The organism is Pseudomonas sp. NPDC089547 (assembly GCF_050280665.1).
GTDB lineage: Bacteria > Pseudomonadota > Gammaproteobacteria > Pseudomonadales > Pseudomonadaceae > Aquipseudomonas.
Genome location: NZ_JBNNVS010000010.1, coordinates 12,039 through 36,476 on the forward strand (window position 1 = coordinate 12,039; position 24,438 = coordinate 36,476).

The 24,438-nt window shown below is 60.9% G+C and carries 25 protein-coding genes; 11 read left to right on the forward strand and 14 right to left on the reverse strand.

The genetic code is table 11. From position 1 onward, the window contains the following. Window positions 1-119 precede the first annotated feature (119 nt). The gene (locus ACQKPZ_RS09370; protein WP_427537374.1) at window positions 120-734 is read left to right on the forward strand and encodes a hypothetical protein; all 615 of its coding nucleotides are present in this window, start codon (window positions 120-122) and stop codon (window positions 732-734) included. A 177-nt stretch (window positions 735-911) separates the two neighbouring features. On the opposite strand, the gene ACQKPZ_RS09375 is transcribed toward ACQKPZ_RS09370, so the two are convergent. The 7 genes from ACQKPZ_RS09375 to ACQKPZ_RS09405 all read right to left on the reverse strand — a co-directional run bounded on the left by ACQKPZ_RS09375 (window position 912) and on the right by ACQKPZ_RS09405 (window position 8,929). Beyond that, window positions 912-2,261, reverse strand: coding sequence for a D-serine ammonia-lyase (locus ACQKPZ_RS09375; RefSeq protein WP_427537138.1), 1,350 nt, complete (start codon window positions 2,259-2,261; stop codon window positions 912-914). 45 nt (window positions 2,262-2,306) lie between these two features. Continuing rightward, window positions 2,307-3,443 (reverse strand): MFS transporter, encoded by a 1,137-nt coding sequence (locus tag ACQKPZ_RS09380; RefSeq protein WP_427537140.1) that lies wholly within the window; start codon window positions 3,441-3,443, stop codon window positions 2,307-2,309. A gap of 217 nt (window positions 3,444-3,660) precedes the next feature. Further along, window positions 3,661-4,383: a peptidase gene (locus ACQKPZ_RS09385; RefSeq protein WP_427537142.1), complete on the reverse strand. Its 723-nt coding sequence runs from the start codon at window positions 4,381-4,383 to the stop codon at window positions 3,661-3,663. A 71-nt stretch (window positions 4,384-4,454) separates the two neighbouring features. Continuing rightward, the gene (locus ACQKPZ_RS09390) at window positions 4,455-5,234 is read right to left on the reverse strand and encodes a transglutaminase family protein (protein ID WP_427537144.1); all 780 of its coding nucleotides are present in this window, start codon (window positions 5,232-5,234) and stop codon (window positions 4,455-4,457) included. Beyond that, window positions 5,231-6,181 (reverse strand): alpha-E domain-containing protein, encoded by a 951-nt coding sequence (locus tag ACQKPZ_RS09395; protein WP_391136188.1) that lies wholly within the window; start codon window positions 6,179-6,181, stop codon window positions 5,231-5,233. The genes ACQKPZ_RS09390 and ACQKPZ_RS09395 overlap by 4 nt, the downstream gene beginning before the upstream one ends. A 3-nt stretch (window positions 6,182-6,184) precedes the next feature. Then, window positions 6,185-7,594: a circularly permuted type 2 ATP-grasp protein gene (locus ACQKPZ_RS09400; RefSeq protein ID WP_427537146.1), complete on the reverse strand. Its 1,410-nt coding sequence runs from the start codon at window positions 7,592-7,594 to the stop codon at window positions 6,185-6,187. Between the two features lie 405 nt (window positions 7,595-7,999). Beyond that, window positions 8,000-8,929: a LysR family transcriptional regulator gene (locus ACQKPZ_RS09405; RefSeq protein WP_427537148.1), complete on the reverse strand. Its 930-nt coding sequence runs from the start codon at window positions 8,927-8,929 to the stop codon at window positions 8,000-8,002. A gap of 416 nt (window positions 8,930-9,345) precedes the next feature. Between ACQKPZ_RS09405 and ACQKPZ_RS09410 the strand changes: the two genes are divergently transcribed. The 3 genes from ACQKPZ_RS09410 to ACQKPZ_RS09420 all read left to right on the forward strand — a co-directional run bounded on the left by ACQKPZ_RS09410 (window position 9,346) and on the right by ACQKPZ_RS09420 (window position 11,086). Next, window positions 9,346-9,486, forward strand: coding sequence for a hypothetical protein (locus ACQKPZ_RS09410; protein ID WP_427537150.1), 141 nt, complete (start codon window positions 9,346-9,348; stop codon window positions 9,484-9,486). A 103-nt stretch (window positions 9,487-9,589) separates the two neighbouring features. Next, window positions 9,590-10,090 carry a peroxiredoxin gene (locus ACQKPZ_RS09415; protein WP_427537151.1) on the forward strand — a complete coding sequence of 167 codons (501 nt, stop codon included), beginning with the start codon at window positions 9,590-9,592 and terminating at the stop codon, window positions 10,088-10,090. Between the two features lie 57 nt (window positions 10,091-10,147). Beyond that, window positions 10,148-11,086, forward strand: coding sequence for a LysR family transcriptional regulator (locus ACQKPZ_RS09420; RefSeq protein WP_427537153.1), 939 nt, complete (start codon window positions 10,148-10,150; stop codon window positions 11,084-11,086). Here ACQKPZ_RS09420 and ACQKPZ_RS09425 read toward each other — a convergent pair. Further along, window positions 11,063-12,193, reverse strand: coding sequence for a porin (locus tag ACQKPZ_RS09425; RefSeq protein WP_427537155.1), 1,131 nt, complete (start codon window positions 12,191-12,193; stop codon window positions 11,063-11,065). The two genes, ACQKPZ_RS09420 and ACQKPZ_RS09425, sit on opposite strands and share 24 nt — an antisense overlap. 374 nt (window positions 12,194-12,567) lie before the next feature. On the opposite strand from ACQKPZ_RS09425, the gene ACQKPZ_RS09430 reads away from it, so the two are divergent. The 3 genes from ACQKPZ_RS09430 (at window position 12,568) to ACQKPZ_RS09440 (ending at window position 15,681) form a co-directional block, all read left to right on the forward strand. Continuing rightward, entirely contained in the window at window positions 12,568-13,869 is a 1,302-nt protein-coding gene (locus ACQKPZ_RS09430; protein ID WP_427537157.1) for an MFS transporter, read from the forward strand. A gap of 1 nt (window position 13,870) precedes the next feature. After that, complete coding sequence (locus ACQKPZ_RS09435) at window positions 13,871-15,055, forward strand: M20 aminoacylase family protein (RefSeq protein ID WP_427537159.1); 1,185 nt, start codon at window positions 13,871-13,873, stop codon at window positions 15,053-15,055. Between the two features lie 119 nt (window positions 15,056-15,174). Beyond that, entirely contained in the window at window positions 15,175-15,681 is a 507-nt protein-coding gene (locus tag ACQKPZ_RS09440; protein WP_391136241.1) for a GNAT family N-acetyltransferase, read from the forward strand. A gap of 48 nt (window positions 15,682-15,729) precedes the next feature. Here ACQKPZ_RS09440 and ACQKPZ_RS09445 read toward each other — a convergent pair whose 3' ends face one another. The 3 genes from ACQKPZ_RS09445 to ACQKPZ_RS09455 form a co-directional block, all read right to left on the reverse strand. Next, window positions 15,730-16,239, reverse strand: coding sequence for a ProQ/FinO family protein (locus ACQKPZ_RS09445; protein ID WP_391136161.1), 510 nt, complete (start codon window positions 16,237-16,239; stop codon window positions 15,730-15,732). 158 nt (window positions 16,240-16,397) lie between these two features. Further along, window positions 16,398-17,345, reverse strand: a complete 948-nt coding sequence (locus tag ACQKPZ_RS09450; protein ID WP_427537161.1) for an ornithine cyclodeaminase family protein — start codon at window positions 17,343-17,345, stop codon at window positions 16,398-16,400. Next, window positions 17,342-18,319: a threonine/serine dehydratase gene (locus ACQKPZ_RS09455; RefSeq protein ID WP_427537163.1), complete on the reverse strand. Its 978-nt coding sequence runs from the start codon at window positions 18,317-18,319 to the stop codon at window positions 17,342-17,344. Before ACQKPZ_RS09455 ends, ACQKPZ_RS09450 begins: the two co-directional genes overlap by 4 nt. A gap of 201 nt (window positions 18,320-18,520) precedes the next feature. On the opposite strand from ACQKPZ_RS09455, the gene ACQKPZ_RS09460 reads away from it, so the two are divergent. Beyond that, on the forward strand, window positions 18,521-19,081 hold the full coding sequence (locus ACQKPZ_RS09460; RefSeq protein WP_427537165.1) for a hydrolase: 561 nt from the start codon (window positions 18,521-18,523) through the stop codon (window positions 19,079-19,081). Between the two features lie 157 nt (window positions 19,082-19,238). Beyond that, window positions 19,239-19,544 (forward strand): NIPSNAP family protein, encoded by a 306-nt coding sequence (locus ACQKPZ_RS09465; RefSeq protein ID WP_427537167.1) that lies wholly within the window; start codon window positions 19,239-19,241, stop codon window positions 19,542-19,544. Between the two features lie 342 nt (window positions 19,545-19,886). Here the strand turns inward: ACQKPZ_RS09465 and ACQKPZ_RS09470 are convergent, their stop codons facing one another. The 3 genes from ACQKPZ_RS09470 to ACQKPZ_RS09480 all read right to left on the reverse strand — a co-directional run bounded on the left by ACQKPZ_RS09470 (window position 19,887) and on the right by ACQKPZ_RS09480 (window position 22,694). Then, a complete protein-coding gene (locus tag ACQKPZ_RS09470) occupies window positions 19,887-21,395 on the reverse strand; it encodes an ABC transporter substrate-binding protein (RefSeq protein WP_427537169.1) in 1,509 nt (502 codons plus the stop codon). 349 nt (window positions 21,396-21,744) lie between these two features. Beyond that, window positions 21,745-22,104, reverse strand: coding sequence for a cupin domain-containing protein (locus tag ACQKPZ_RS09475; protein WP_427537171.1), 360 nt, complete (start codon window positions 22,102-22,104; stop codon window positions 21,745-21,747). After that, window positions 22,101-22,694, reverse strand: a complete 594-nt coding sequence (locus ACQKPZ_RS09480) for an N-acetyltransferase family protein (protein WP_427537376.1) — start codon at window positions 22,692-22,694, stop codon at window positions 22,101-22,103. Before ACQKPZ_RS09480 ends, ACQKPZ_RS09475 begins: the two co-directional genes overlap by 4 nt. A gap of 259 nt (window positions 22,695-22,953) precedes the next feature. Between ACQKPZ_RS09480 and ACQKPZ_RS09485 the strand changes: the two genes are divergently transcribed. Beyond that, entirely contained in the window at window positions 22,954-23,481 is a 528-nt protein-coding gene (locus ACQKPZ_RS09485; protein ID WP_427537173.1) for a sigma-70 family RNA polymerase sigma factor, read from the forward strand. Next, entirely contained in the window at window positions 23,478-24,410 is a 933-nt protein-coding gene (locus tag ACQKPZ_RS09490) for a FecR domain-containing protein (protein ID WP_427537176.1), read from the forward strand. Before ACQKPZ_RS09485 ends, ACQKPZ_RS09490 begins: the two co-directional genes overlap by 4 nt. The last annotated feature ends 28 nt before the right edge of the window (window positions 24,411-24,438 follow it).

The window sequence follows — 24,438 nt, forward strand, 5'->3', positions numbered from 1 at the left end:
GCTGTTGTGATCAGGCTGTTCGCACGCCTGTAGCAAGGCCTTCTAGCGCTAATGCATTACGTGGAGAATTCGACGTGGAGTTTAATACAATTATTAGCCTGTTCGGGCAGAAAGAATCCATGGAGCTGGTGCGGTTGTCGGTTATTTATGTTCATTTGCTGGCCTGCTGCATCGCCATCGGGCTGGTGTTCGCCAGCGATGCCGAGATGGTCAGGGACTTGTTGAAGGGGCATCAACAGGCCGGGCATGACGGTAGGCATATGGCGCGTTTGCAGAAGTCTGTAACGAACGCCTTGATATTCTTGTGGCTCACCGGGGCCGCCGTCATCGGTATCGACTACCTTGAAAAAGGCATGAGTTACTTTGCCAATCCGAAACTTCACGCCAAAGTTATTATTGTGCTGCTGCTGACGTTCAATGGCATGTTGTTGCATCGTTATATCTTGCCGGCATTGCTCAAGGCGGGCTCTTTGCTTGACCTGAATATCGGCGTGCGTATGTTCGCACTGTTCTCCGGCGCACTATCGGGTGTGTCCTGGTTGTATGCGGCAATGTTGGGTGTCGGTCGGCCACTGGCCTGGAAGTACTCGCTGACCGAGTTGCTGCTGGCTTATCCGGTCATGATCCTGCTCGGCTTTGCCCTGATGGCCGCGCTGACCCAGTGGGCGCGAAAACGCAACATGTCCAAAGCGACGCAAGCGCCGGTCTGGCCGCTGGCGGGCATTCCTTGCTGATTGAGGTGCCCCTGCAACGGCGGCGCGAATAAAAACCTTGCGTCACGATTAGGCTGCTTCGCAGCCCTGTCGCGACGCAAGGCCGCTCTACAGGCCAGCGCATACCTCTTTGACCAGCCAGTCGATCAGCATCTCAGCACCAGGTCGATATGACCGCGAACAGGCGTTTACCGTCACTCAGGTGCGCTTCTGCAGGGCGCGGCCTTTCGCCAGATAAGCATCAAACTCGGTTTCTGGCACCATGCTTCCGCCCGTTCCCCATACCAGGTGAGTAGCATTTTGCAGCTGGGCCGGGGTAAAGCCCAGGCGCGTCAGGTACGCCGGGGATTGTAATACACGCGCCATGCCGGGTACGCCCGCCAGCGCAGACGGTTCCAGCTTGACCTTGTCCTGCTCGAAGGCAATCACCATCAGGCGGTACAGTTCTTCGTCGGTCACGGTGTAGTAGCCATCAATCAGCCGCTGCATGGCTTTGCCGACAAACCCGGACGGGCGCCCGACCGCCAGGCCGTCGGCGGCGGTGATGTTGTCGATGCCGAAGTCCTGCACACTGGTTTCATCGTGCAGGCCGGTGTACACGCCCAGCAGCATACAGGGCGAGTGGGTGGGCTCGGCGAACACGCAGTGCACCGCATCACCGAATACCAGCTTCAAACCGAAGGCCACACCACCAGGGCCACCGCCAACACCGCAGGGCAGATAGACGAACAGCGGATGGTCGGCGTCTACCTGGATGCCGGCCTGGTCAAATTGTCGAGCCAGGCGCTCGGCGGCTACGGCATAGCCCAGAAAGAGTTGGGGGGAATTCTCGTCGTCAACGAAATAGCAGCTGGGATCGGATGCCGCCTGCTGGCGCCCTTGCTCGACGGCCACGCTGTAGTCCGACGCATGTTCAACGACCGTTACGCCATTGGCGCGCAGCTTGTCCTTTTTCCACTGCCTGGCGTCGGACGACATGTGCACGCTGACCTGAAAGCCCAGCTTGGCGCTCATGATGCCGATCGACAACCCCAGGTTGCCGGTCGAGCCTACGGCGATCTTGTACTGGCTGAAGAACGCGCGAGCCTGCTCACTGGCCAGTACGGCATAGTCATCGGAGGGCGTGATGAGGCCTGCCGCCAAGGCCAGGTCCTCGGCGTGCTTGAGCACCTCATGAATGCCGCCGCGAGCCTTGATGGAGCCCGAAATGGGCAGGTCACTGTCTGCCTTGAGCCACAGGCTACCCACGTTCTGCAAAGCCCCTTCTTCGATCAGGTGCTGGCGAAGCTGCGGCAGTGGGGCGATGTGCGAATCGATCACACCGCCGGTAGCTGCCGTTTCGGGGAACACTGTGGCGAGGTAGGGTGCGAACCTCAGCAGCCGCTCGCTTGTGGCTTGCACATCTTCAGCCGTCAGGCCCACGTCGCTCAGTGCTGCTGACGCATTGGCAATGCCTGGGTTGAACCAGCTGGTTTCTTTCAGGGCGACCAGATCGGTGATGATCGGGTGGCTTTGTTCCCAGGCTTGGAGGGTTTTTCCGTGAATCATGGTTTCACCTGTCGTGCAGTATTCGCTCAATTAGAGACGGTGCGCTCAATGCCGCGCCGACCAGGCACAGTTCAAGGCTGCCACCGCAACCGCCAGTGCCGCCCCTGCATACGCCCAGATCGCCGGAACCTGTGGCAGCAACACACCCGCAAGCATCGGCCCGAGCCCGGCGCCGATGTCGCGCCACACGGCGTTGCCGGCCAGTGCCTGGATACGCTGTTGCGGGTTGCGCAGGGCGACCAGTGTCATCACCAGCGGCAGTTGCAGGGCGCGCAGCACCAGCACGAAGAACGCGCCGATGAACAGCCAGTGGCTGCCGAACAGCAGCAGCGCCAGCGACGTGGCCAGTGACAGTACCACCAGCATGCGCAGCGGGCCAAAACGGTCGGCCAGGCGCCCGCCGAAGGGGCTGAAGAGCATTTCGCTCAGGTAACGCACCGCCATCAGCACACCCGCCGCCAGCACGCCGGATTCACCGAGGTGGGTTTGCGCGTACAGCGAGAGGCCGAAGATAAACAGGCCGTCCAGGGTCACCCCTTCGATGAAGGACCAGGTGGCGATGCTATCTGGCAGCCGCAGGCGGCGGCCGCTGCGGTTGGCGACCGGGTGGCCTTGGGTGGGCAGGGCGCGGGCGCGCCACAGCCCGAACAGGGCGCAGACGCAGAGCACGAAGAACACACTGCGCGGGCCGTAGGCCTGGGCCATGAGCGCACCCAGCGGCAAGGCCAGCATGGGGCCGATGGAAATGGTCGCCCGCGAACGCCCGGCCCGACGCGCCGCACCCTGTGCTTCAGCGGTGGCGAGGGTCTGGGTGCTGAGGTTGAAGGTGGCAAAGCACAAACCCCATACCAGGCGCAGCACCAGCAGTGCGGCAAAACCGGACAGCGTTGCGTTGCCCAGCGCACACACCGCAGCGGCGAAGGCGGCAAGGCTGCAAGCGGCGCGGTCACCATGGCGGGCGTAGAAACGTACCACCCAGCCGTAGCCGAGGATGCGCACCAGGCGGTTGGCCGCCAGCAGCACGCCGGCTTCGACCAGGGTTACGCCGAAGTCGGCGGCGTACATGGGCAGCAACAGGTAGAGCAATACGTCACTGGGCAGGCACAGGCTGAGCACCTGGGCGGTGTTGCGGGAGTCTCGGTCGGCGCGGTGGGTTTGCACCGGGATGGCAGCGGACGACATGTCAGTCTCGTGACAGGGGCGAGAGCGCAGGATAACCCACGGCGTCTCGAACATCGCAATTGGCGTCACTGACGTGTTGCCTGTACCGGCCTCTTCGCGGGCTCGCCCGCTCCCACAGGGTCACCACAGCCTTCAAGGCTTGCACCGTACCTGTGGGAGCGGGCGAGCCCGCGAAGAGGCCGGTACAGGCAGCAGAGATCTTGAACAGTTCCCTCATTCAGCCATACGGCGGCGCTGGCAGCTGGGCCAGCAGCGTCTTCAGCCCGTCACTCCATTGCCTGCGAATCTGCTGGTAATAGGCATCGTCGCTGGTGATGCGCTTGCGGGTCATGCTTTCCAGGCTGTCTTTGCGGTACACCAGCAAGTCCAGCGGCATGCCAACCGACAGGTTGCTGCGAATGGTGGAGTCGAACGAAATCAGGCCGCAACGCAGTGCTTCATCGAGCGGTGTGCGGTAATCCAGGTTGCGGTCGAGTATTGGCCTGCCGTACTTGCTTTCGCCGAGTTGCAGGAACGGGGTGTCCGGCGTTGCCTGGAAGAAGTTGCCCTGTGCGTAGACGTTGTAGATAGCCATGGGTCCGCCAGCGATCTGCCCGCCGACAATGAATGAACTGCTCAGGTCGATATCGGCGGTAAGCTTGCTGCGGTCACGGCTGACCACTTCACGCAGGGTGTCGGCGACCAGCACCGTTGCATCGTAGAGCGTGGCAACGTTCAGCAGGTGCGAACCGCTGCCTTGGGTGCGTTGCTGCAACAGGTTCACCACCGATTGTGAGGTCGCCAGGTTGCCTGCGGTCTGCAGCACGATCAGCCGCTCGCCCGGTACGCTGAACACGAACAGCTTGGCAAAGGTGGAAATCTGGTCGATGCCGGCGTTGGTGCGTGAGTCGCTGATGAAGACAAGGCCGTCCTCAAGATGCATGGCGACACAGTAAGTCATGCGGTTTCCCTTGTGTTGCGGTTGGAGTGGCCTTGCCGCACCCGCGCGCCAAGGCCGGCCTGCAAAGGTTGTCACTGGCGATGGACGTGGACGCTGGCCTGCATCGATTCGACGCCGCCGCCGCGGCGCACCCCCCTGACCGGGCAGGCGTCGAGGTAGTCCAGGCCGACCGCCAGCTTCAGGTGACGCTCTGGCCGGGTCAGGCGGTTGGTGATGTCAAAGCTGTACCAGGCGTCGTCGATCCAGGCTTCGGCCCAGGCGTGGCTGGCCAGGTGCTGCTCGTCCTCGGTGCACAGGTAACCCGACACATAGCGTGCCGGCACCCCCAGGCTGCGTGCGCAGGCCAGGAACGCGTGGGTGTGGTCCTGGCAGACCCCGGCGCCCCCGTTGAACGCTTCGATCGCGGTGGTACCCACGGAAGTCGACCCCGGGCTGTACGGCATATGCGCGGCCAGGCCCTGCATCAGCCCTGTCAGTGCCGCCCGGTCGCGATGCTTGCCGCACTGCCGGGTGGCGAAAGCCTTGAGTGTGTCATCGGCCAGGGTCAGGCGGCTGTCACGCAGGAAGGGCAGGGGCGACTGGCCTTCGGTTTCCTGCTCGCAATCCGGGTCGATTTCTACCTGGCCACTGGCGGTAAGGGCGAGGTGGCCGTGGGGTTTGTCCAGGGTAAGCACATGCAGGATGTTGCCGTACGGATCGATCTGGCTGTTTACCTTGCAGGGCAGCCCCAGCTGCCATTCATTGATGCGTTGGCGTGCGCTGCTGCGTGGCGTCAGGCGTAGAAACTGGATGCTGTTGCTGACGTCGCTGGCGTAGCTGTAGGTGGTGTCGTGGCGAATGGACAGTTTCATACAACCTCCAGGTAGGAGTGGTGGACCGCCTGGCCCAGTTGGTTGATGCGGCCGATGAAGTCGCTCAGCCAGGGGTGCAAGCCCGCGTCGAGGATTTCGTCGATGGCGGTGTAGCGCAGGCGCGCGTTAAGTTCGGCGGCCATGCGTTGGGCAGCGCGCCCGCTGCTGCCGGGCAGGCCGGCCAGGATCAGGTCCAGTTCCTCGATGCAGGCATGCAGCGAGCGTGGCACGTCCACCCGCAGCAACAGCAGTTCCGATACGGGGCGAGCGCTGGGGGCGGCGCGATAGATTTCGTTGAAGGCCTCGTACGAAGTCAGTGCGCGTAGCAGGGCGCTCCACTGGTAATAGCCACGGGCGGAATCGTCGCTGACTTCTTCGGAGGCTTCACCGAACATTTCATAGCGCGCATCGAGCAGGCGCAGGGTATTGTCTGCGCGCTCAAGGAACGTGCCCAGGCGGATGAAACTGTAGGCGTCGTTGCGCATGATGGTGCCAGAGGTGGCGCCGCGGAACAGGTGTGAGCGCTCCTTGACCCAGTCGCAGAACTGGCTGATGCCATAGCGCCCCAGGCCATTGCTGGCGATGTTGCGCATCTCGATCCAGGTGGCGTTGATGTTCTCCCACATGTCGGCGGTGATGCGGCCGCGCACCGCATGGGCGTTGGTCCTGGCGGCCTGCAGGCAGCAATAGATGCTGCTGGGGTTGGTCGCGTCAAGGGCGAAGAAGTGCAGCATGCGCTCGGTGTCGAGCTCGGTGTGCCGGCGGATGTAGTCGTCCAGCGTGCCAGATGCCAGCAGCGACATCGCCAGCTCGGCATGGCCGTCGCTACGCCCGGCCTGGGGCATCAGCGACAGCGAATAGCTGACCTCAAGCATACGGGCGAGGTTTTCCGCACGTTCAAGGTAACGGGACATCCAGTACAGGTCGGAAGCGGTTCGCGAAAGCATGGTTCAGTCCTCCACCACCCAGGTGTCCTTGGTACCGCCGCCCTGCGACGAGTTGACCACCAGCGAGCCCTCTGTCAGCGCCACGCGCGTCAGGCCGCCGGGCACCAGGCGGGTTTCGCTGCCCGAAAGCACGAACGGGCGCAGGTCGATGTGACGCGGCGCGATGCCGCTGTCGACAAAGGTCGGGCAGGTCGACAGGCACAAGGTGGGTTGGGCGATATAGGCATGCGGGCGGGCTTTGATGCGCGCACGAAAGTCGTCGATCTGGGCGCGGGTCGACGCGGGCCCTACCAACATGCCATAGCCGCCGGAGCCCTGGGTTTCCTTGACCACCAATTCGGGCAGGTGGGCCAGGACATGGGCCAGGTCCGCTGGCTTGCGACATTGCCAGGTGGGCACGTTGTTGAGGATCGGCTCTTCGCCGAGGTAGTAGCGAATCATGTCGTCGACATAGGGGTAGATCGACTTGTCGTCGGCCACACCGGTGCCGACGGCGTTGGCCAGCACCACGTTGCCGGCGCGGTACACCGAAATCAGCCCGGGAACGCCCAGCGTCGAGTCCGGGTTGAAGGACAGCGGGTCGAGGTAGTCGTCGTCCAGGCGACGGTAGATCACGTCCACCTGCTGGGGGCCAGCGGTGGTGCGCATGTAGACATGCTCGTCCCGCACGAACAGGTCCGCGCCTTCGACCAGCTCGATGCCCATTTCCCGGGCCAGGAACGCATGCTCGAAATAGGCACTGTTGAAACGGCCCGGGGTGAGTACCACAGCCGTGGGGTTGTCCAGCGGGCTGGCGCTCTTGAGCGTGTCCAGCAGCAGGTTGGGGTAGTGGTCGATGGGCGCGATGCGCTGGGCGGCGAACAGTTCGGGGAACAGGCGCATCATCATCTTGCGGTCTTCGAGCATGTAGCTGACGCCGCTGGGGGTGCGCAGGTTGTCTTCCAGCACGAAGTAGCTGCCATCGCCGTCACGCACCAGGTCGACACCGGCGATATGGGCGTACAGCCCACGGTGCAGGTCCAGCCCCTGCATGGCGATCTGGTAACCCTCGTTGGCCAGCACTTGCTCGGGAGGGATGATCCCGGCCTTGAGAATGCGCTGGTCGTGGTAGATGTCCTGCAGGAACAGGTTCAGGGCCTGCACACGCTGGATGCAACCGCGCTCGACCGTGCGCCACTCGCTGGCGCGGATGCTGCGCGGGATGATATCGAAGGGGATCAGGCGCTCGGTATCCTGGCTGTCGCCGTACAAGGTGAAGGTAATGCCGGCCCGGTGGAACAGCAGGTCTGCCTCCCGCCGGCGCTGCTCCAGCAACTCCAGCGGGGTATTTGCCAGCCAGCGGGCGAACTCTTGGTAATGCGGGCGGCAATTGCCGTTCGCTTCGTACATTTCATTGAAAAAAGCCCGGGACATACCCACTCCTTGCCGCCGTTGCCGGCAGCTTCATTGCCGTTCTATGGGTTCTTGAGGGTGCTGCCTTGCTGGGGTCGGTGGGTGTCTTGAGCCTCGGTTGCAAGGGGGTGCCAGTGCGTCATGCGCACGAACTGCCTTTGCAATGAAGGTGCCGGAAGGGGCGTGCGCTGTGGGAGAAACGGGAAAACGGGCGCGAAACGTTGAAAATGTTCGGCTTCAGGCGGGGGCACTGCTTGCCGTGATCATGGCCAGGCGGCGCCTGGACAGGGGTATCGCGCATCAAAAGGGGGCGCTTTGCATTCGGTCATGGGTATTGACCTAAAGTGGGGCGTGCAGTGCAGATGTCACGTTTGCCCGGTTTGCTGAACAGGCTCAGGCGGGGCCGGCGCAGCGGCCGCCCGGTCTTTAGCGAAGCGAATCTGAAGCCACGCTCACACCTGCCAGCGTGGTGAAGGATATGTCCTTGGCCGTCAGCAGGAAATCACGCACGTACGGCACTTCCAGCATGTCGCTGCGCAACGCCGCGTACAAGTTCGCCTGCAAGCCCTGTTCGCCAAGGCGCTTGGCGGTGACATAGCCACGCGAACTGTACTCGTGCACTGCCCAGTTCGGCAGGCAGCAAACGCCGCGCCCGGAGGCCACCAGTTGCATCATCATCACGGTCAGTTCCGAAGTTCGTACCTGCGCCGGTTCGACATTGGCTGGGTCGAGGAAGCGGGTGAAAATATCCAGCCGGTCGTGTTCGATCGGGTAGGTGATCAGCGTATGGCTGGCGATGTCCGCCGGCTCCAGGTAAGGCTTGTGGCGCAAGGGGTGATGGTTGTCGATCGCCAGCAGTGCCTCGTAACCGAACAATGGCACGTAGCTGATACCCGCCAGTGTCACCGGATCGGAGGTGACCACCAGATCCAGGTCGCCGCGCTCCAAAGCGGGCAGTGGCGCGAAGGAAAAACCGGAAGCGAGGTCCAGCTCCACCTCTGGCCAGGCGCCGCGGAACTCATCCACCGAAGGCATCAGCCACTGGTAGCAGCTGTGGCATTCGATGGCGATGTGCAGCCGCCCGGCCGACCCCCCGGCCAGTTTGCCCAGGTCCCGTTCGGTATTGCGGATCTGCGGCAGCACCTGATCCGCCAACTGCAAAAGCTTGAGCCCGGCACTGGTGAAACGCACAGGCCTGGATTTGCGCAAGAACAGTGGCATGCCGACGCGCTCTTCCATGTCGCGAAACTGGTGCGACAGGGCTGACTGGGTCAGGTGCAGGCGCTCGGCGGCCTCGTGCAGGCTGTCGGTTTCACGCAGCGCGTGGAGGGTTCGCAGGTGGCGTAGATCGATCATGGGTAAAAATCTGGGTCACTCGAAAGAGGTGCGGCCGCGCGGTCATGGGGGGCATTCTAGACAGGGCCGTTGTATGAAAGGTATTGAAGATAATTCACCGTTTTTTTAGTGCTGCTCATGATCAAGCGTCTGCACTGGCCTCTTCGCGGGCACCGCGCAACGCCGAAGACCATGGCGAAACGCAGTTGGAGCAGCCTTGTGCCGCGAACAGGGCTGCAAGAATTCTGGAGTTGGCACGAAAATCTCATGTCGATTCGGCGCCAGTGATTATTCCCCTGGCATTGCTACCACCCTCCATGCAACAAGAACAACAGGAGGCTTACATGAGTTGTCTGATCTGCGCAGGACAGGCGCAGTCTGTCGAGTGCACCCAGGGATGGGAAGAGCGCCATTGTGCCCAATGCGGTTGTTACCGAATGTCCCAAGCGCTCATCCTGGTAATGATGGAAGAGGGCCAGATCTTCGACACCGGGCGCATGCGCGAATGGCTGTCCATTCAACGGGGCGAGGTGCCGATTCCCGCCATTGACCATGCGCAGGCGATATTGGTCCCTTGAGTTGCGACGCAATCGGGAGGCAATGCTGCAAGCACGGTGTACCTGGCTTGGTGGACTGCGGCATCATATCGCGCCCATCCTTCAACGCACCCAGGAGACCATGATGATCAAGACTGGTGAGCAACTGCCCGACGTCAAGCTTTACGAATACAACAACGACGCAGGCGCCTGCGCAATTGGCCCGAATGCCTTTTCAGTTCACGAGCGCTGCAAGCAGAAAAAAGTGGTGATCTTCGGCTTGCCGGGGGCGTTCACGCCTACCTGTTCGGAACGCCACGTGCCGGGTTATGTCGCTGCAGCACCTGCGTTGTTCACAGCCGGTATTGACGAAATTCTCTGCGTTTCGGTGAACGATGCCTTTGTCATGAACGCCTGGGGCAGCAGCCTGCACGTGGGCGAAGCGGTGAAGATGATCGGCGACGGCAACGGTGAGTTCAGCGACGCACTGGGGCTGATCCAGGACCTGTCGGCTCGCGGCATGGGGCGCCGTTCGCTGCGCTATGCCATGGTGGTCGATAACCTGGTGGTTACACATGTTGCGGTCGAAGCGCCCGGCAAGTTCGAGGTCAGTGATGCAGCGAGCGTGCTGACTGCGCTGCGCTGATTCCATCCTGCAACCCCAGCAGTCCAGACCGACCCGATAACAACAAGGTAAAGACGGTTGAAACTTCACCAACTCAGGGCGCTGGTCGCCATCCATAACGCAGGCAGTATCCTTGAAGCCTCCAAGCTCATGCACATTACCCAGCCTGCGCTGAGCCGTTCGATCAAGGAGCTGGAGCGGGAGGTCGGTTTTACCCTGTTGCAGCGGTCGCACAAGGGCATGGCCCTTACCGAGGAAGGCAAGCGCGTCATCCGCCATGCCAACCTGGTGGTGGAGAGTATCCGGCGCTTGCAGATCGAGGCCGCGAGCATTCAGGATGCTGCGCTGGGTGCGGTGTCTATCGGGGTCACATCGCTGACGGCGATGCTGGATGGGGTCGATGAAAGCATTCTGGCCTTCCGGCGCAAGTACCCGCGGGTGAAGATCACCATCACCGACCTGCGACCCAGCCAGATCCTGCAACGGCTGCGCGATGGCAGCCTGGACTTTGCCATTACCTCCCAGCAACCGCTGAGCCGGCTGAGCCTGGACTGGGAGGCGCTGGGCAGCATCAAGGGCAGGGTGATCTGCCACGCGTCGAACCAGCAAAAGTTTGCCAGGTCACTGCGCACCTTGCAGTACGCCCACTGGATCAGCCTGGACGAGCTATCCGACCAGGCTTCGCAGTTTCACCAGCTATTCGAGGCCAACGGCCTTCGGGTACCCCAGAACACCGTGGAATGCACCTCGGTGATGATGGCCCTCAAGCTGCTGAAGAACACCGAGTCGTTGATGACCATCAGCGAGTTGGCCGTGGACCAGGGGTTCACCTTTGGCGTGGATTGCGAGTACGTGGCCATGGCGGTGCAGGAGCTGATTCCGGATTACCCGATCAACCTGGTCTGCATCGACCGCCATAGCCTTACGGCACCTGCCCAGGAGCTGTTCCACAGCTTGCGCGGGCAGGTGCTCAGGCAAACCCGTGCAGTGGCGTCAGAAGTGATAGTACATGCCTAGCGAGACGTTGCTCGGGTTGTCGCCAACCTGGTCCACCGGGGTGCCGGCGTAGGTCACCGATGACGCACGCTGGTTGGCGATCATGCCGAGGCGTCCGTACACGGCCCAGCGTGGGTTGATGAAGTGGTCATAGCCGATCATCACCCCTGTTGCGTCCTTGTCGTGGGCCGTGACCTTGCGCTGCATCACGGCCAGGCGCAGCACATCCAGCTCGCCCACTGGCGCCATCACGCCGAAGGTGTACAGCGTGGTATCAGGCGTGCCGGCCTGGTCCACGTCCTGGCGTTGCCAGGTCAGGCTGGTGGCCAGCGGGCCGAAATCGTAGAACGCCGACAGGCTCTTGAAGTAGTTGGCCGTCTGGCGCGAGGTGCCAGCATCGTCCCACGGGTCGCTGTAGTAGAGGTTGTATGAGGCAAGGAGCATTACCTTGCTGTTGCGGTATTGCAGCCTGGTACCGCCACCGCGCACTGTGCGCCCGGCGCTTGCCGCATCGTCGAAGCCGAAACTGAGCGCGGTGCCGACGGTAAAACCGTTCATGTTCGGGCTGGTGTAGGCCAAGGTGTGCTTGGGGCGCATGTCCAGGTAATAGGCACCCTTGCCGGCGGCAGGCAGGGCCAGGTAGGTGTAGGGCGAACCATAGGTGGCCAGGAACGGGTCGGCGTAGGTGGGCGTGCCCATGTTGTAGGTCTTGCCGAATTCAAGCTTGCCCAGTGTGCGTGAGCGCAGGGCAACGGTTGCCAGGCGCAGACTGCCGATGGTGTCCCAGGTGCCCTCCAGGGCCTTGCCATTGATGTTGAAGCCTTCCTCTACGTCGAGTTCCAGCACGGTGTCGGGGGTCAGCCCCTTGCGGGCGTACAGCCCGAGCTTGTTGGTCCATGCGCCGCCGCCCGCCAGGCGATAGCCCGAGTGGTGTTGCGAGTCGTGATAGCTGGCGAATGCATCCAGCGTTCCGTAGACCTTGAGCTTGTCATCGAAACCGATATCCACCCCGTAGTAACCGAAACCCGGCGCAATCCGGCCGAGCGTGGGAAAGCCCTCGGCCTGCGCCTGCGCGGTAAGGCATGCCCCTTGGATCATCAACAGCAACGACGTAATGCGAGTGTTCATTCACGACTCCAGGCCAGCACAGTGATGTGGTGGCTGTAGCGTCGGTGAACAACCCGTTGCAGTGTGATTGCTTATTCGGCCATGTCATGCCGATTGGTTAATCGAGGCCTGGCGGGGCCCTTGGGGTTGGCGGAAACGTCTGTTCCAGACAGGCTTTGACCACGGCGCAAGGCCATGCGCCAAGGCCTGCGGGCCGAGCGTTATTGGGGCGCCGCGCTCGGGCAAGGCAATCTGTGCGCCGGCTTAGGGCAAATTGGTCAACGACCGGCCCGGTCAATTAACCATTGGTTAGCCACATGCCCAAACTGCAAGTGTGTTGAGCCCCCGATTGGCCGATATTCGCTGCATGCCGCGATTTGCCATCGGAGATAACAATGACTACACCGCTACCCGCACCGACCCGCATGCAGACGGGCGCGTCCTCAGCCGCGCAGGCATCGTCCTCACGCAAGACCTTGATTGCCTGCTCGCTGGGCAACGCGCTGGAAATGTACGACTTCACCATCTACAGCTTCTTCGCTGTGTTGATCGGCAAGCATTTCTTCCCCTCCGACTCGGCGATGGCGTCGTTGCTGATGTCACTGGCCACCTTTGGCGTCGGTTTCCTGATGCGCCCGGTCGGGGCGATGGTCATCGGCCGCTACGCCGACCGGCGCGGGCGCAAGGCCGCATTGAGCCTGACCATCGGGCTGATGACCTTGGGTACTGCAATGATTGCCTTTGCGCCGACGTATTCACAGATCGGTATCTTCGCAACGCTGCTGCTGGTGGCCGGGCGGCTGATCCAGGGCATGTCGGCGGGCGGGGAGGTCGGTACCGCGTCGGTATTCCTGATGGAATCCTGTGCGGTCGGCAACCGCTGCCAGAACGTCAGCTGGCAGGCCGCCAGCCAAGGGTATGCGGCATTGGTCGGGGCCGGCTTCGGCTTTGCCCTCAGCCAGGCGCTCGACCCTGCTGCGCTGGAAAGCTGGGGGTGGCGCATCCCGTTCATTTTCGGCCTGCTGATCGGCCCGGTCGGTTGGTACATCCGCACGCGTTTACCTGAAACCCATGAGGCCGCCCCTGCGCACAAGGCCGAACAGCGGCTGGACGCCGAATTGCTCAAACGTATCGCCCAAGGCATTGGCCTGATGGCCAGCTCGACCATCGGCATGTACCTGTTCGTGTTCTACATGCCCACCTACCTGACCACCGCCTTGCATTACCCGGCGGGCAGCGCGATGGCAATCGCCTGTATCAGCAGCGGCTGCATGGCGATCATCTGCCCGTTGGCCGGCAAGTTCGCCGACAAGTATCAACTCAGGAAGCGCCTGCTTGGGTGGACGGTTGCCGCCCCGGTGGTACTGACGCTGCCGGTGTTCTACCTGCTTGGGCAGGTGCAGCACATGGGCCTGGCCATGATGTGCGTGGCGGTGCTGATCTTGCCGACCTGCATCGGTGCCGGAGCGTTCTTTGCGCTGATCATGGAGGGTTTCCCGAAAGCACGGCGCTCTTTCGGCACCTCGGTCAGCTACAGCCTGGGGGTAACGATTTTCGGCGGCTTCTCGCCGCTGGTGGCGACCTGGCTGATTGCCGCACTGGGCACCCCGCTGGCGCCGGCCTACTTCCTGCTGGCCGGGGGCGCTGTCAGCCTGGCCTGCCTCAAATACTTCCCTGAAAACAAAGGATGCGAGTGACATGGGCACTTTTCAGAGCAATGAACCACGGCGCTCGCCAGCAGAGCTGGATGAGTTCGTCATGATCCGTCGGCAGATCCACGCCGCGCCAGAACTTGGCGGCGACACGCCCGATACGGCGGCGCTGGTGGCCGCAAAGCTTCAGGCTGCAGGCTATGAAGTGCATCGTAACGTAGGCGGGCATGGCGTGGTCGGGGTGCTGAAAGTGGGGGATAGCCCGCGCAGCATCGGCTTGCGTGCCGACATGGACGCCTTGCCCATGAGCGAAAAGAACCCCTTCGAACATGCCAGCAAAATTCCTGGCCGTATGCATGCCTGTGGCCATGACGGGCATACCGCCATCCTGCTGGCAGCTGCTGCGCAACTGGCGGCCACGCGCAACTTCAACGGCACGCTGAACGTGATCTTCCAGCCGGACGAGGAAGGCTTGGCCGGGGCCAAGGCGATGATCGACGATGGCCTGTTCGAGCGCTTCCCGTGTGACTCGGTGTATGCGCTGCACAACATGCCCGGCATGCCGGTGGGGACCTGTGTGGTGCAGGCGGGGCCGACCATGGCGTCCTCCGAGCGCGTCAGCATTCGTATCACCGGCAAAGGTGGGCACGGTGCGATGCCCGAGCTTTCGGTGGACCCGGTGATGGCATTGAACAGCCTGATCGGTGGCATCCAGACCATCAAGTCGCGCAACCTGAGCGTGGAGGAATATGCCGTGATCAGCATCGGCATGATCCAGGCCGGTACCGTCTACAACATCATCCCCGACGAGGCCTGCATGCTGCTGAGCGTGCGCACCGACACGGCCGAGACCCAGCAGAAGATCAACAGCCGCATTGAAGCCCTGGTGAAGGGGCACGCCGAAAGCTTTGGCGTGCAGATCGAGGTGCAGTTCACCCAGCTGGCGCCTGCGTTGTGCAACAGCAATCACGAGAGCGCGCTGCTGCGTGAAAGCCTGAGGCCGCTTTTCGCCGATGGGGCGCTGCTGGACAAGATGCCGAAGAAGGTGATGGGTACCGAAGACTTCGCCTACATGTTGCAGGCACGGCCTGGCTGCTACTTCATGCTGGGCAACGGCACGGGCGAGTTTCATGGGTGTTCGGTGCACAACCCACACTACGACTTCAACGATGCATTGGTGAAGATTGGGGCCGAGTGTTGGGTGAAGTGGGTTGAGGACTACCTGGCTTGATGCCGATTCATTGATCCATGTCGCCGGTTGGCGGCAGTTTTGGGCTCAAAACTGCTGTCGACAGGCACTGCCGACGCAGTGCGCGTTATGATCGGCCCAGACTCTTGAGAGAAATCATCATGAAACTGGAAATCCGTGACGAGCGCGCTGAAGACCTGAAGCAGATTACCGCAGTGACTGTGGCTGCGTTCGAGCAGGCAGAGCACTCCAGTCACACCGAGCAATTCATTGTCGATGCTCTACGTGAAGCTGGGCAGTTGATTGTCTCGCTGGTAGCGGTGGACGAAGATCAAGTCGTCGGGCACGTCGTGATCTCTCCAGTGACCGTGTCTACGGGGGCAGCGGGTTGGTACGGGCTTGGGCCCATATCCGTGCTGCCTGCCTGGCAAGGCCGGGGTGTTGGCGCTGCCCTGATGAAGGCTGCGTTGAGCGATTTGCAAAAGCAGGGTGCAGCCGGCTGTGTGGTGCTTGGCGACCCTGCTTACTACAGCCGTTTCGGCTTCATTGCGAACACAGGGTTGGTGCTGCCTGGCGTTCCTCAGGCGTATTTCCAGGCGCTTTCATTCCGTGGTGGGTTTCCAGCGGGGGTGGTGGAATACCACCCTGCTTTCAACGCCACGGAATGAGCGGATCATGAAGCGGAAAAAACCAGGCCGGGGTGCTTGCGACCTGGTTTAGTCCGTAGCCTGCTCCACTGCGCTATCGGCGGCCGGCGCCGCAGCACGTGCTTTGGCCTTTTCACGGTTACGGCGGTCCTGGCTGCGCTGGCGCGATGCTTGCTGCTTGGCATACATCGCCTGAGAGGCGGTCACCGTGCCAGCGGGTTGGCCATTCAGGTCCAGGCGCGGCGCATTTTCTACCATGCTTGCCCAGTATCGGCTGCCCCGGCACCAGGTCGAGATGCCCAGCTTGAGCTGTTCAGGGGTTAACCCAAGCAGTTCCAGGTGTTGCTCGGCATCCTTGAAAATACCTTCCTTGAGCGGCACCTTGGGCGCCGGGTTCACTGGGAAGGCCAGCGGAAAGTGCTTTTGCAACGGCCAGATCGCTGCCACCGCCGGATCCTGCTCACGAGGCTTCGCCTTTGGGGCGGGCTTGCGCTTTGGCTGTTTCGCGGTATCGGCCTTTTCCTGCACCTTTTCTGCCCGCAGGCGGTCACGTAGCTCGGCTAGTTGTTCAAAACCCATCGTTCAATTCACTGCTTCGAAGTTGATTGCGTGGCGCAAGGATATTCCATATAGCGCTACAGATCAGCATAAACAGGATGAATACCCATTTTTCATGGGGATACCAAGCAGCCTGATTAAGGCTGCATGGTTGGTAATGCTGGTGACGTTTGTGTCTCTCAGCCTTCCATGCAGGCCAATGCACAGCGCGAAATCTGGGCATCCTGAACAGCTACACCCGTCAGATCGACCAAGGTGATTTGATGGTCGTTGTCACGCCCGCGCACTTGGCCGGCAAGCAGCGCACCCAGTTCCGCCAGTTGGCTGTCGCTGATCAAACCGGCCTTGAGTGCGTGTGAAACTTCGCCGTATTGGCTGCACTGGCGAAGCGAGTCGACGATGATGCGGTCTGCCCGGGCGACGAGCGCTGCGTCGAGTTCCTGTTTGCCCGCAGCGTCGGCGCCAACCGCTGTGATATGCGTACCAGGCTGTACCCATTCGCGCATCAGCAGCGGCTCGCGAGAGGGCGTTGCGCTGACGATCAGGTTAGCTGCGCGGGCGACATCCGCCGCGTTTCGGGTCGTTTGCACCTGATACCCCAACCCGGTCGCGAAGGCCTTGTACGCATCGAGCCCGGGCTCATCACGGCCCCAGACGACCACTTTCCTGCAAGGCGTGACGGCGCGCAGTTGCTCAAGCTGCAGGCGTGCCTGCATGCCCGTGCCAAGGATGCCGATGGCGGTCACGTTGCTGGGGGCTAGCAAGCGTGCAGCAATACGGCCGGCCAAAGCGGTGCGGATACCCGTCAGCCAACCTTCATCCTGCATCAGTGCAAGCGGCTGCCCGGTGGTGGCAGACAGCACCAACATCAGGCCATCGTTGCTTTCCAGGCCTTTTGACGGGTTGTCATAGAAACCCGTCGACACTTTCACGGTAAAGGTGTCGCTACCTTCCAGATAAGCCGACTTCACGCAGCAGTCGCCATTCGACTCGGTGAACGCAAATGCTTGAACCGGGGGCACCTGGGCCTTGCCCGCCGAGAAAGCGATAAAGCCTTCTTCAAGGCGCCGTACGGCGAGCTCCAGGTCAAGCCGAGCGATGATTTGCGCTTTGCTGTAGACCTTCATTGAACGGCCCCCAGGAACTTTTCAAGCACAATGTTACGGCCGCAAATGACCACCGCGACGCGCTTGCCTTGGTATTCACCCGCCAGCTTTTGCATGCCGGCTACGGCAACGGCCGCTGCGCCTTCGATGATCCAGCGCTCAGCGCTGGCGACATCGCGCATCGCTGCCTTGATCGCTTGCTCGCTGACCAGCACGGTGCGGGTGATGAGGCTCTGGCAGAGGGGGAACGTGATACTGCCAGGTTCGACGCCACCCGCAGTGCCATCGGACAGCGTGTCCTTCTCCTGCATTTCTATGATCTCGCCGGCCTCAAGCGATTTCTGCAGGGTTGGGGCGTTGGCTGGCCAGCAACCGATGATGTCGATGTTCGGGTTCAGTGCGCGAAGCGCTGCACCGATGCCTGAAATCATCCCGCCACCGCCAACGGCGACGAATACCGCGTCAAGGTCCGGTGCTTGCTCAAACAGCTCGATGCCGATCGTACCCTGGCCTGCGATGACTTCGGGGTCATTGTACGGCGACACAAAAGGAATGCGCTGGACCTGAGCCTGACGGGCAGCTTCAAGCTCGACGCTCAGCGGATCCGTATCCAGGCCGACGATGGCGGCGCCGAGGGCCCGGATGGCGTCCAGCTTGTACGAGGATGCAGAAGTGGTGGTGTAGACCGTGACCGGTACGCCGAGCATTTTCCCGGCAAGCGCCAGGCCTTGCCCGTGGTTCCCTGATGAAGCAGTGATCACCCCCAGCTTGCGCTGAGCTTCGGGCAGCAGCCGGAGTTTGTTGCTGGCTCCGCGGAACTTGAACGAGCCCGTGTGCTGAAGGTGCTCGCATTTGAGCAAGACTGTGCACCCGGTCATTGCGGACAGCCGGGCGCTGTGGGTTAGCGGGGTAACACTCACTTGCGGGCGCAGCGCCTGGTGAGCTTCGGTAATCGCCTTGTAAAGCGATAATAGGTAACTGGCGTCAACAGCCATTTTTGCAGAACCCTAAGTGGAATAGATGTCTACCGTAGACTGTTAGTCTATTTCTTGCAAGCACCTTCAAAATCCAAGTGTTTTTTCTCCTGGCCGATTTTGAGCAGGCTGCGGGTTACACTGCCGGGCAGATTGCGAAGCTGAAGGCCAACAGCGCGGTGCTGTGACCGGTACTGACAACAACAAAAGGGTAGGTGCTTTATGAGCGGTGCTTTGATTGATGCAAGCCAGGCGACGTTGCTGGTTGTTGATGTACAGGAAAAACTGATTGGCGCCATGCATGAGGCCGAGCGCCTCACTGCACGGATCGAGTGGCTGGTGGCAGCCTGCACCAGGCTGGCGCTGCCTGTGGTGTTTTCCGAGCAGTACCCGAAGGGCTTGGGCCCGACCCTGTCACGGTTGAAAGAGGCCTGCGCCTCGGCGCCGGTGGTGGAAAAGTTGCATTTTTCCTGCGTACCCGCCGACTGCCTGCCACCATCGCTGATGCAGCGCGGGCAGGTCGTTCTCTGTGGTATCGAAAGCCATGTGTGCGTGCTGCAGACTGCGCTGGACCTCGTGGCCAGCGGCAAGCAGGTGTTCGTGGTCGCCGACGCCACGTCGAGCCGCACGGCGCAAAACCACCTTGCGGCGCTCCAGCGCATGGCGGCGTTGGGTGTTCAGGTAGTCACTCGGGAAATGGTCGTATTCGAACTGCTGCGTAGCGCCAGCCACGAACAGTTCCGGGAAATCAGCAAAGCCTTCCTGGCGGGCGAGCAGCCTTAGCTGTTTACCGGCGCACATGTCGCCACACCGTGCTTGCGGCAAACCTGCAAGGCCATCTGGACATGGCGGGCTGGGATCTGGAGCATTCGGAATCAGTCACGCTTGACCAAGCGCAGGTACCCCATAAAATCAGGCACTCTGATCAAGGAGCGATTTCATGATTACCTGCCATGTCCGATACATCATCGACCCCTATCAAGTTGATGCCTTCGAACGTTATTCGCGCGCCTGGATTGCGGTGGTAACCCGTATGGGTGGGCAGCATCACGGGTATTTCTTGCCGGCGGAAGGGGCCAATAACGTCGCTTACTGCCTGTTCAGTTTCGCCAGCCTTTGCGACTACGAGCGCTATCGCCTGGAGGCTGCGCAGGATGCTGAAGGTCAGCGTTTAGTGGCGGAAGCTTGCGAGTTGAAATTTATTGTTAGTTACGAGCGGAGCTTTCTTCGCCCTGTGTTGGAGTGAGGCAAACCGGGGTGTATCAACTAATCCAGATAAAGGGGCGCAAGCTTGCGTGCAAGAGTGACTGCTTTCGACCCATTGCAGCCGGTGAGCGATAACGGGTTCGGAAGTGCGACGCGCACTCTGTGGGAGCGGGCGCGCCCGCGAAGAATCCAACGCGGAGCCTGGCACCGGCTGCGCCGGTGTTCGCGGGCACGCCCGCTCCCACAGTGTGCGAGTCGTGCTCACGAACCCAGTAATTTTTCAGTGTCTGCAATGGGTCGAAAGCCGTCAATCACGACCGGCAGCTGCCTATCCATTCAATCGCCATAAGCGTCTTTCCCAAGGCGCTGTTCGTAAAACAGCTCAGGCCTGCGCAGCGTTACTGGCTTTGCTTTGGAACATGGCGGTATCGGCCTTGAACATCAGTTCGTCGAGTTGTTCGCCATCTTCCGGATACCAGGCCACACCCAGGCTGGCGCTGACCTTGATCTGCTTGCCTTTCCAAGGCATGGGCAGCTCGACAGCCTTGCAGATTTCCTGGGTGATGCGCTGGATATCGTGTTTGTGATGTGCGCCATCAAGCAGCAGGACAAATTCATCGCCGCCCATGCGCGCGGCGATTTCGAACTCGCGAATATGGGATTTGATGGCCGCGGCTACATGAACCAGCACGGCATCGCCCGCCTGGTGGCCAAAACAGTCATTGATCTGCTTGAAGTTGTTCAAGTCGATATAGCACAGGGCCAGATGCTCTCCACGGCGCTTGGCGCCAAGCAGCTTCTGGTCGACGAAGGGAATGAAACTGTTGCGATTGGGCAAGCCGGTCAGGCTGTCATGGAAGGCCAGTTTGCGGACTTCCTCTTCAGCGCGTTTGCGTAACTTGATCTCGTTGCGCAGATGGCGCTGGGTGTTCAACAGCACCAGGGTGAACATCAGCACAAGCACGCCGCCAATGCTGATCAGCACAATCGTCTTGCGCAGCCGCTCGACAAGCTGTGGCGGGTTGGCGTCGTAGATGAAGTTTTCCAGGCCGTCGATGCTGTCGACCATGCCCAGATCGAGGAACGTTTCAGCCATACGTTGCCAGCGCCCCGGGTTCATATGCCCGATCTCGATCAAGTCGGATTGCACCAGTGGGCGCATGGCTTGAGCTTCGAACTCCAGGTGCGCACGGCTTTTCTCCACCGAGTACTCATCGAGCAGCAGATTGATGATTTCCTGGGGGTTGTCCATCGCGTAGCGCCAGCCACGCAGCGTGGCGCGGCGCAAAGCCTCGACCCGCTGTGGATGTTCATCAATTTCGGCTTGCGTGGTGAACAGGATGTCGCTGTAGAAGTCGATCCCGTAAGTGACGGGTGAGATGACGTTGTACGCTACACCGCGCTGTTGCAGGTAGAAGGGCTCGTTGGTCGAGTACGAATTGAAGGCCGTCACTTTGCCATTGGCCAGGTCCTCAACCTGAAAGCTGCTGGGCAGCAGTTGCAGTTTTTCGAGGGGTATACCCTCGCTGCGGAACATCGCAAGGAAATCGGCATCGGTCTGTGCATCCATCAGCATCACCGGCTTGTCGATCAGGTCGTGCGCGGTGTGTACCCCTTCGTCGGTGCGAGCCAGCAGCACAGAGGGGGAATGCTGAAAAATCACAGCAAGCGCGACCAAGGGCTTGCCATGCAGGCGTGCGAAAAGCAGTTCGCTGTTGGCTTCACCATATTGGGCGCGCCCGGAAAGCACTTCTTCAACCGGGGTGATATTGGGACCACCCTCGTGTAAGCGCACCTCCAGGCCTTCTTCGCGGTAATAGCCCTGTGCGATGGCGGCGTAATAGCCCGCGAACTGAAACTGGTGTTTCCAGCGCAGCTGTACATCAACCACCTGTAGCGCGCCATTCTGCTGGGTGACCGGGCTCGCCCATGCTGCCTGAGCCGAGAACAGCACAAAACACAGTACCCCACGCAGCCGACCCAACAGATGTCTGCGCGGCTGACCTGGTGTGTTGGAGCAGCTACGGAGGCTGGGCATAGTGGAGGGTCCGTGAATCGCGCTTATCGTTTAGCGTGCAAGGCTTGGCGCGGCATTGTGGCATTACTGATGCGGTGCCAGCAATCACGCGCCATGGCGGTGGTCTGCAGCGCTCGTAATAGCCCGTGGCACCAGCCCCATCAGGCATTGCCGTAACTGCAAACTGCTCTTGCGCTGCGCTCGATGAAACGCGAACCCGTGCCTAGTTCGCGGGCAAGAGGATCACGAAGTTCTTTTTCATGTCTTCCAGCACGGTCCATTTGCCCTTGGCGCCCGGTTCGATAATGAACGTGTCGCCAGCGGCCAGGGTGACAGGGGCACAACCTTCAAGCTCGATGACGCAGCATCCACTCAGCACATGGCAGAACTCCCAGACTTTGTAGTCGATGCGCCACGCGCCGATGCTGGCTTCCCATTCTCCGGAAATGCGACCTTGCTGTTCATCGTGATAGAACCTGGATGTCAGCGTATGCGGTGTGCCTTCCAGGACTTCTTCAAAAAAGGGAAGGTCGCGAACCGGTTGGATGTTCAGTTCGCGGAACACGGTCAGTTTCTTGTTCATGGTTTTTTCTCGAGCAGAGTGTGGGTAGGGCGATACATCAAATAGGCTTCACCGGTTACGCCCAGCATCGGGTGCGCAACGATCTGGCAGGTTTTAACAATCTGAAAACCGTGACGTTCGTAGAAGCGGCGTGCACCGTGGTTTTCTGCATAATCGATCAGGCATAGCCCATCCAGGCCAGCGTCCTCGGCGCGCTGCTGGGCGTGGCGAAGAAACTGCGCGCCCAGCCCCTGGCTGCGCCAGGCCTCATCCAGGGCCAGGCTGGAGATGTACAAGGTGTCAGGTATTTCCATGTCGGAATAAGGCGCGAGGACCGGGTCTGTCTCGACAGGCCTGTCAGCGGTTTCGCGCAAGGCGTAGCTATGCATCATGCCGATGACGCGCCCGTCGAACGTGGCCATCAGGCAGTTCTTGTAGGAAAAGTCGCCCTGTTCCCTGGCATAGCGAGATGCACCGACACTCAGCAATGCTTCGCCAGGTGCGGCAAGCTTGCTCCAGATGTAATCGGCCATGCCCTCCGATGTCAGTTGGAAGAAGCGCGCAATATCGTGCGCGTCCGAGGCTTGAGCGGGTCTGAAGTCGATAGACATGCAAGGTACTTCCATGGGATCGGGTGGCTGGTTTTCAAGGATCACGCCTTTGACAGGGCAGGGTAGGCGGGTTGAAAGGCTGCCATCATGCTCAGGGCGACACCCTACGCACGACGTGCGACGCTGGCCCACGCTTGCGCCGGCCGCGATGCGCCGCGCGGGCAGTGCTCCCTTCTGGATTTGTTGTTTCCAAAATTTCATTGGCTGATTACAATCGCGATCAATTCTTATCTGCATTGATGATCGCGAGGAGCCAAGGATGTCGAACGGGCCGCAACCGCCTGCCTCGATTGGCGACGACATTCACAGCCTTTACCGTGATCACAGTCAGTGGCTGACGGGATGGATACGCAGGCGCCTGGGTGACAACGAGCGTGCAGCAGACCTCACTCACGACACCTTCGTACGGTTGATCAGCGGTGCGTTGACCCGCATTCCTCAAGAGCCTCGGAGTTATCTTGCGACCGTGGCCAAGCGGTTGATGATCGATCAACTCCGTCGCCGCCAGTTGGAGCAAGCGTATCTGGAGTACCTGGCCAACGAGCCGGCATCACAGGAGTGTTCGCCCGAGCACCGTCTGATCGTCCTGGAAACACTGATGCAACTGGACACAATGCTCGATGGCCTGGGCAGCAAGGTACGGCAAGCATTTTTCTTCGTTCAACTGGACGGCCTCAGCTACAGAGAGGTCGCTGAACGCTTGAATGTTTCGGTCAGCTCCGTCACCAAGTACATTGCCAAGGCAACTGAACGTTGCCTGTTTTTCGAGCTGGACTCAGAAGCATGAGCTTGTCCGATCGGCACTTGGCCTTGCGCGCCGCCGCACAATGGCATGCCAGATTAGGCGAATTGCCAGACTGCCTGGTCACACGTCGTCAGCTGGAAGACTGGCTTCGGCTTGACCCTATGCACCAGTGGGCGTGGTCGCGGGTAGAGCGTTTACAGTGCCGCTTGCAAGGCGTCCCGGCAGCGCTGGCTCGGCAAACGCTGAGCCAGGACGCGAGTACCATGGGGCGGCGTGCGCTGCTGAAGGGGTTGATGCTTGGCTTGGGGACGGCAACCGTCCTTGGCGGTGGTTACATGCAGGCGCCGGAATGGTTTGCAGACCTGCGCACCCGCGTGGGTGAGCGTCGTAGTCTCACCCTTGCCGACGGTACTCGGCTTCATCTCAATACGGCCTCTGCCGCAGACATTCGCTACGACGCCGAAAATCGGCTTATTGTGTTGCACGCGGGTGAAATCCTCGTGGAAACCGCAGCTGATTCCCGCCCTTTGCATGTGCGCAGTTCGCACGGTGACATGCGAGCCTTGGGGACCCGCTTCAATGTCCGGCTAATGAGCGACCGCACTCGGCTGACCGTACTGGAGCATGCGGTGGCTGTGCGTAACGACAGCCGCAACCAGGCAACCATCGTCCAGGCTGGCATGCGCCTGGACTTTGACAACACCCAACTGCTTGCACCACAGCCCGCTGACCTGAGTGAAAGCGAATGGAGCCATGGCCTTCTGGTAGTGGACGGCTGGCGACTTGACCGAACCTTGCGTGAACTGGAGCGCTATCGGACAGGTTTCATACGATGCAGCGATGCAGTGGCCGGCGTGCGCGTTTCCGGTGTATTCCCTTTGGACGATATGGAGCGCACGTTGCTTGTCATCGGCCAGGCGCTGAAGCTGAAAATGGAAACACGCACCCGCTACTGGGTTCGCTTCTCGTAAAACCTGAAAAAAAGTTTCGATGCCATTG

Bases quoted from the DNA above. Each gene is read 5' to 3' on its own strand.
- ACQKPZ_RS09480 (WP_427537376.1), bottom strand. From the start codon at position 22,694: ATGTCTATCGACTTCAGACCCGCTCAAGCCTCGGACGCGCACGATATT.
- ACQKPZ_RS09430 (WP_427537157.1), top strand. From the start codon at position 12,568: ATGACTACACCGCTACCCGCACCGACCCGCATGCAGACGGGCGCGTCC.
- ACQKPZ_RS09440 (WP_391136241.1), top strand. From the start codon at position 15,175: ATGAAACTGGAAATCCGTGACGAGCGCGCTGAAGACCTGAAGCAGATT.
- ACQKPZ_RS09455 (WP_427537163.1), bottom strand. From the start codon at position 18,319: ATGGCTGTTGACGCCAGTTACCTATTATCGCTTTACAAGGCGATTACC.
- ACQKPZ_RS09490 (WP_427537176.1), top strand. From the start codon at position 23,478: ATGAGCTTGTCCGATCGGCACTTGGCCTTGCGCGCCGCCGCACAATGG.
- ACQKPZ_RS09375 (WP_427537138.1), bottom strand. From the start codon at position 2,261: ATGATTCACGGAAAAACCCTCCAAGCCTGGGAACAAAGCCACCCGATC.
- ACQKPZ_RS09465 (WP_427537167.1), top strand. From the start codon at position 19,239: ATGATTACCTGCCATGTCCGATACATCATCGACCCCTATCAAGTTGAT.
- ACQKPZ_RS09425 (WP_427537155.1), bottom strand. From the start codon at position 12,193: ATGAACACTCGCATTACGTCGTTGCTGTTGATGATCCAAGGGGCATGC.
- ACQKPZ_RS09475 (WP_427537171.1), bottom strand. From the start codon at position 22,104: ATGAACAAGAAACTGACCGTGTTCCGCGAACTGAACATCCAACCGGTT.
- ACQKPZ_RS09395 (WP_391136188.1), bottom strand. From the start codon at position 6,181: ATGCTTTCGCGAACCGCTTCCGACCTGTACTGGATGTCCCGTTACCTT.
- ACQKPZ_RS09385 (WP_427537142.1), bottom strand. From the start codon at position 4,383: ATGACTTACTGTGTCGCCATGCATCTTGAGGACGGCCTTGTCTTCATC.
- ACQKPZ_RS09415 (WP_427537151.1), top strand. From the start codon at position 9,590: ATGATCAAGACTGGTGAGCAACTGCCCGACGTCAAGCTTTACGAATAC.
- ACQKPZ_RS09435 (WP_427537159.1), top strand. From the start codon at position 13,871: ATGGGCACTTTTCAGAGCAATGAACCACGGCGCTCGCCAGCAGAGCTG.
- ACQKPZ_RS09445 (WP_391136161.1), bottom strand. From the start codon at position 16,239: ATGGGTTTTGAACAACTAGCCGAGCTACGTGACCGCCTGCGGGCAGAA.
- ACQKPZ_RS09410 (WP_427537150.1), top strand. From the start codon at position 9,346: ATGTCCCAAGCGCTCATCCTGGTAATGATGGAAGAGGGCCAGATCTTC.
- ACQKPZ_RS09400 (WP_427537146.1), bottom strand. From the start codon at position 7,594: ATGTCCCGGGCTTTTTTCAATGAAATGTACGAAGCGAACGGCAATTGC.
- ACQKPZ_RS09370 (WP_427537374.1), top strand. From the start codon at position 120: ATGGAGCTGGTGCGGTTGTCGGTTATTTATGTTCATTTGCTGGCCTGC.
- ACQKPZ_RS09390 (WP_427537144.1), bottom strand. From the start codon at position 5,234: ATGAAACTGTCCATTCGCCACGACACCACCTACAGCTACGCCAGCGAC.
- ACQKPZ_RS09450 (WP_427537161.1), bottom strand. From the start codon at position 17,345: ATGAAGGTCTACAGCAAAGCGCAAATCATCGCTCGGCTTGACCTGGAG.
- ACQKPZ_RS09405 (WP_427537148.1), bottom strand. From the start codon at position 8,929: ATGATCGATCTACGCCACCTGCGAACCCTCCACGCGCTGCGTGAAACC.
- ACQKPZ_RS09460 (WP_427537165.1), top strand. From the start codon at position 18,521: ATGAGCGGTGCTTTGATTGATGCAAGCCAGGCGACGTTGCTGGTTGTT.
- ACQKPZ_RS09485 (WP_427537173.1), top strand. From the start codon at position 22,954: ATGTCGAACGGGCCGCAACCGCCTGCCTCGATTGGCGACGACATTCAC.
- ACQKPZ_RS09380 (WP_427537140.1), bottom strand. From the start codon at position 3,443: ATGTCGTCCGCTGCCATCCCGGTGCAAACCCACCGCGCCGACCGAGAC.